This is a genomic window from Bacillus cereus, from assembly GCF_002564555.1.
In the GTDB taxonomy this organism is placed as follows: domain Bacteria; phylum Bacillota; class Bacilli; order Bacillales; family Bacillaceae_G; genus Bacillus_A; species Bacillus_A cereus_K.
In genome coordinates this window covers 89494-95922 of sequence record NZ_NUVD01000006.1, presented here as the reverse complement: position 1 = coordinate 95922, position 6429 = coordinate 89494, and the positions used below count along the sequence as shown (strand labels likewise).

Sequence of the window (6429 nt, the reverse complement as noted above, 5' to 3'; positions counted from 1 at the left end):
TGTTCCACCAGCATTCTCCTGAGACTACTCGGATGCCAACCTGTTAATTCTGATACTTGACTAACTCGTGAAAATTTCATTATTATTCTCACCTCATTGAATCTAAATTAGCACATACGTTCGATAAATTCAATGAAGTTTGATAGATTCAATAAAATTTATCTCGTTCAACTAAGGGCGCAATTCCTTAGCCAGTTCTCTTATGAACTTCTCATGTTTTCACATGAGCGCAGACTATATGTTTATCTCTTTAGAGATAGAGGATTTTTCCACCACCATAGGCTTGTGATGTACTCTCGTCAGTTATACGAGATAGTCGTTGAACGTTCATCCTATCAATTTTGACTTAGATGATTCGAGGCGGAAGACCCATTGTTCTAGTGTTTAGGATTTAACCTTGCACGATCTGATTGATTTTTTCTGCTTTCGCGACATTCACGCCCGCTATTTCTAGCCACGTTGTAGTTCAATCAGCTTTAGGGATTGCCCGCAGTTAACCCTCACTACTAGCCAGTCACTTGACTAGCAGGGCTTACTGATATATTTAATTAACTTTCGTTATAATTGGTTAAATAAATCGTAACAGTTAGTTACCCTTCCCAGCGAAAATCAGGATCTAACATGAACCATTCTTCCTCTTTCTCTGTCTTCGATATCATTAAATAATGTGGAAACGGTTTTTGATGAAATTTATTTTCCCTCTCTGGTAATAGAGACATATCAACCATTACAATTACGTAACGATTTCCCGGTTTATTTTCTACTAATTCTAAAAATGTTTCTACATTACTACTTTTATCTTTTGCATGATCATACCATTCGTTCACTTTAATACCGTACAATTTTTCATACCAAAGTAAGTAATTATCATGGTTAATATTTTCGGAATGATATGAAATAATTCCGCCTTCTGTTATATCAAAATCTCCATCCCATAATCCAAAATAAAATGGACGAAAATCTATATCGCTACGCCTTTTTATAATTTCACAAAAACAACTCACTAAGCAGTGCACTTTTATTGAAGTCATACTCTCATCCACTTTCTCCAAGGTTAGTTATTCACATTTACTTCTTGTAACGGCTGTAACTCCTCCATGAAATCCAGCAAAGATCCTACAGTAAGAAACGCTTTTGGATCTACCTCATCCTCTGGAACACATAACTTCAAATCCATTTCTATGTATACGATGAGCTGCAATATCATTACCGAATCTATATATAAATCTTGATTTAAGCGCATCGTTTCTTCTAAATGCGTTACATTTTTCAGTTCCATTTTCCCTGTCATAATTTTCAACACTGCATTCTTTAGCGTTTCACGTCTCATACTGTAACCTCTCTCATTTCTAGTAACTTTCTACTTACTTTTCCAGTTTTATTTTTCGGAATTTCAGTTACACTTTCAATTTCATGCGGAACTTTATATGACGGTAAGTGCTGCATACACCACTCCCTTATTTGCAAGGGATCTATTTGAGAGATCACCTTCGCTTTAACAATTTCGCCCATCACAGGATGTTTGCCTCGATATACAATCGCCTCTTGAACGCCTTCTAATCGAAGCATCGTTTCTTCTACCTCTATAGGAAAGACTTTTAATCCCGAAACGTTAATTACATCATCCATGCGCCCCATGAAATGAAGACCACGCTCAGATTTATATCCTAAATCTTTCGTGAAAATTTCCTTCTCGTTCATTTTCACTATGATTTCTTCAGGTACATTCTCATCTGAACCTATGCATATACTCGCATGAGATAGTGGCTTTCCTAAATCTAAATGACTTTCCATATCATGGCATATACTAATACAACCAGCTTCAGAACAACCATATTGCTGCATCATATAAGTCGTCATTTCTTTTAGTTTATAAAATAATGTTTCTGGCAAAGATGATCCCGATGTCATAATTTTATGAAACTGAAATGTTCCTAGCGGAAAACTCCCCATAATATGTAGCATAAGTGGCACTGCATATATAATATGTTTTTCAGTATTGCGAACAACATTTAATGCGAATTTAGGGTTTTTATTCGTAATGATAATCGGTTTGCTCCCCCGCGTAATCGCAGATAACGTACCACATATTAATCCGTATGAATGTGAAACAGGAGCCATAACGATTGGCACTTCATCTACTTCACAATTTAAAGCTTCATTATAAGCAGCAATTTCTGTATCAACTTCCGTCCATGCTCTACGAATCAGTTTCGGTTCTCCCGTTGTTCCTGAGCTATATTGTAATAAAGAGGGCTCTTCTAATAATGGTTTCACTACTTCTAATTTTGTGAAGTCGCTATATTCTCCATATAAAAGCCCCGTACAATTTGCATGTCTTGCCATTTCAATAGCCGTATCTTTTGGCGTATCTTCATGTATAAGCAGTACAGACGATTGTTTTTCTTTTAAGAAATGTACAAGTGTAATAATATCAAATGGATCTTTGAGACAAAGTGCAAATCTATGTCCCTTTACTTCTTGGAATTGTTCCATTTCCTCGTAAACTTGTACTCTCGATTCAAAATCACTTTTGCTATACTCTTGTTTATTAACAATTAGCATAATTCCCCCCTGTAACAACTGATTTTTGTATGATAAGTTGCCTTGCTTTATACAATGGATTTGGGACTTCATGAACAAGTGATTCCACGTCCAAATATAAACGACGCTTCGTTAATTGCTCGGCATAGAATGTAGGAGTGTATAATTGAATGTTTTCAAATCTATCTTTCAAATGTGGATATTTTCTTAGATGGTTTTCAATTTCTTCGACAACCATCATCCAAAAACTGTCTTCGTTCCATTCATATTCATCCGCAAGTACGAAAGCTAATTCTCCTAAATTAAATAAGAAAAGTGCATCTAATACCATCTCATGCAAACATTCGATACGATCCATTTCAAAGAAATCATTCATTTTCCCCTTCGCATACGTTTTATGCATTTTAGTAAAGTCTGGACATTTGTCAATTTCTTTCAAGAATGGACGATAAAACTCAATTCCTTCATGAAAGTCCTTTAATGCAATACGGACAGGGACCCCTTCTCTATGAACAAAAATCATATTTTGGCCGTGTGATTCTAATGCAATTCCGTGCTCTACAACAAGATGCAAAACCGGTATTATCGCTTTTTGAATAAGTAATTGCAGCCAATTTTCTATTCCATATTTGTTTAACCATGCATCAATAATTGGTGTCCCATCTTTCTCTTTTGCATATAAGCCGTTAAAAGGAACTGCATCCTCTTTTGTATCCAAATACTTATGAACGCTTTCACGCCAAATACATCCTAATGAACCATATACAGATTTCTTATTCGTATCATACGTTACACTCGAGAACTCATGTAACAAAATCATGCGCGATTCATCTCTTAAATATGGATCATGACTTACGACATCATGTAACCAATTCGATATAGCTGGTGCACTCACAACAGAATATGGTTTCAACGTACGGAGCGTTGAAGTGTTGAGTATATTCAGCGATAACTTTACATACGGTTTCTTTAGATTCGTAACATTTCTTAACGTCCTCATAGATTGTTGCGCACAATAATCATCTTCTGATTTCCCTAAATAAATAATACATTTACCCTGTATATGATCAGCATAATTCGGAATGATGAAATTCTCCCACTGCCAAGGATGAACAGGTATAAACACGTACTGTTTTGGATTACATCCTGCACTGTGAATTAGTTCCATAAAACCCTCTAATTTACGCTTGCCAATCTCCTCTATTAAAATTTTGTCATAAATTACTTCATTCTCATAACCTACACTTGTGTATTTTTTATGAGCTGCAATCCATATGAGTTTTATTGGCTGCATAAACTCATATCCGTATTGAAAATTATCACGATATTGAAAGCCAATACGTGCTTTATAGCTAGGATGATAGGGATGGCCATCTATTAAATAACTTTCAAACTCATCGTAAGATTTTTGAGTGTATTCTTCCTTATTATTTCTTTCATATTGTGCAATCGTGTCTTTAAATATCGTTTGTTCTAATTCGTAAATAAAAGAATCTAATTTAGTTTGTTCCACGTTAACAACGCGAAAAACTTCTTCCAAAAATTGCGACACAGATTGTACTTCTTGTTGTTCATCTTGGACTCTTACTATTGATGAGTCTAAAGAAATACGACCGAATGTCATTCGTACTCTTCCATAACATTGGTACGAAACACTTTTGTTTTCTTCATCAAGTCCTTTTATAATAAAAAGAATTTGTTCTTCCTTTTCTATGCGAACCGGTGTAATAATCTCCTCATAAATTAACGATTCTACTAATTGACGTAGCACTCTTCTTCGCACTAAAATGTAATCTTCTGATTCGAGCGCCTTCAATATTTTCGTATGATACATGTCCACTCTCATAAAACCCTCCACTCCATGAAAAAATACCATTATTTGTATTACGTGAAATTTTAATGTCATTTATGAACGAACTGCCACTTCTCTTACAAGTGGATTATCTACTTGTACATAAATTGCTTGTTCTAAAGGATTTGTCAGTTCATCAACATCAAAAAATCTCGTGAGTAAATTCGCTTTACATGCCAACTTATCCTCTTCCAACAATTCTCTTAAAAATGTAGAAGGTTCACGGTTATATGGAAGGAATGATTCAAGTACAGATCTTAATTCAGAGAGAAGAATTTCCTCCTTAATTAGTCCTGCTGTACCAAAACCATTAATGAGTCCAAACATATGATTAAAAATTAAATAGTAACGAAATCTTTCATCTACAATATAATCGTCATATAAATTCCCAGTACGTTCTCCAATACCAGCCAACTCATTATTAAGCATCTCTTTCATTGAATTGCAGAAATAAAACCCTTGATTATCACGGAAATAATATTTTACCGGATAACCATCCTTCAGCTGAACAACACTATTTTGCTGATGAGCTTCTAATGCAACACCATACTGTAAATACATCCATACCATCGGTTTTAAAGAAATATTTATATATCGTCTAAACCACTCTAAACTTACTTCTTCACAGCTTCTACTTTCCAAATTTGCTAGGCGATGAATGATATTCGATAAACGAGTACGTTCCTCAGGTATAGCGTCTTGAACTAACCCAGCAATTAATGTAGCGTCATTTGCATGTTCACTATAAAAAGGATTCTCTCGAATAATCACTTCAAATCCAGATTCTTTTGTTCCATAATTTAATGTAATAAAGGCTGGGTCACAAATAAAATCAAAGCCTGGAAATCTTTCTCGTACTTCACCGATTGCCGTATTTAACATTTCCTTCCCTTCAAGACCACTCTCAAGTTCTTTCAGTTTATTAATACGCATTGAATTCGTTACTTTCACTGGAAATGAAAACTTAAGCATATACTTCGAATCGGGATGATATAGCGTCCTCAGTGATGATGTTGCCATATAATACTTACCTACAGGACCAATATACTCAAGCAATCCTTGTTCTATCGAATCTTGTACGTAAGCTTGATGTAGTAGCCATTCTGCCTGAAGCGGATGAATTGGAATTAATGAATATTGATCTTCCTTACAGTACCTCGCTATAAATTCCTTACTAACCATCTCATCATTACTTAATTCTTCTTTTATAATCGTTGTTGTAGAATCTGATAATAATGATTTTTCATTTACTATACTTTTATGTGCCCGAAAATAATGAAGCTGGCATTCTCCTTTTAATTCTGGAGAATACATTGCGCTTTTCCAATCCAATATACCTTGTCTACTTTTTGGTGTAGGATGAGTTAAATGCCCAAATAATAAAGACTGCTCTGCTTCTATAAAAGTTGTATGGAAACCATATAATACAGATGTATCTTCTGTTCTCTCTTTTGTAAATTCCTCAATATTTTGACAACTACGAATCACTCGAAGCATCAATTCAGCTGGATTCGTCCCTTCTCCGTAGTTGATAGACATCTCTTTTATTAAAAATGTAATAACTGTAACGTAATCTGCTTTTATAACCGTTTTACTTTCTCCAATTTGATAATAAAATTGTTCTCCAAACAAATGACGATCTGTTGGAGATTTATATATAACCTCTCCATACAAAGTAACGTTCTGTGCCGATAGCCGACAGCATAAATAAATAGAGCAAGTATCTCTTTGAAATGAATGGTAGAAAATATCCTCTATCCTTTTATCCTCTGTAATCCATTCTCCACTCCCTGTTTCTCTTAAATAACAATTTAAAAAACTTTGTATTGTTGCATGTTCCGCGATTTGTTTCGCACACTGCATACTTTGCCTCCTCTTTATATGAACGCTATCGGAATTTCATATTACAATTAATTATTGAATATCGTTATCAATTAAGATTCTAATTGATTATCATTATCAATTCAATAGTTTATTTCAGAATTTTTAAATCAGAATAAATATTCCTTTTAATCAGACTCCCTTGGATCTGA

4 protein-coding genes and 1 pseudogene are annotated in these 6429 nt (G+C 34.5%); all 5 read right to left on the bottom strand.

Annotated elements, in window-relative coordinates:
• Positions 1 to 593: 593 nt before the first annotated feature.
• A pseudogene (locus COI75_RS02575) lies at positions 594 to 1031 on the bottom strand (DUF6005 family protein); the annotation flags it as partial.
• A gap of 23 nt (positions 1032 to 1054) precedes the next feature.
• Positions 1055 to 1330 (bottom strand): petrobactin biosynthesis protein AsbD, encoded by a 276-nt coding sequence (gene asbD, locus COI75_RS02570; protein ID WP_001250752.1) that lies wholly within the window; start codon positions 1328 to 1330, stop codon positions 1055 to 1057.
• A complete protein-coding gene (locus COI75_RS02565) occupies positions 1327 to 2565 on the bottom strand; it encodes an AMP-binding protein (protein ID WP_000909582.1) in 1239 nt (412 codons plus the stop codon). The genes asbD and COI75_RS02565 overlap by 4 nt, the downstream gene beginning before the upstream one ends.
• Positions 2552 to 4390: an IucA/IucC family protein gene (locus COI75_RS02560; RefSeq protein WP_001261809.1), complete on the bottom strand. Its 1839-nt coding sequence runs from the start codon at positions 4388 to 4390 to the stop codon at positions 2552 to 2554. Before COI75_RS02560 ends, COI75_RS02565 begins: the two co-directional genes overlap by 14 nt.
• 60 nt (positions 4391 to 4450) lie before the next feature.
• The gene (locus tag COI75_RS02555; RefSeq protein ID WP_001149679.1) at positions 4451 to 6259 is read right to left on the bottom strand and encodes an IucA/IucC family protein; all 1809 of its coding nucleotides are present in this window, start codon (positions 6257 to 6259) and stop codon (positions 4451 to 4453) included.
• Positions 6260 to 6429 lie beyond the last annotated feature (170 nt).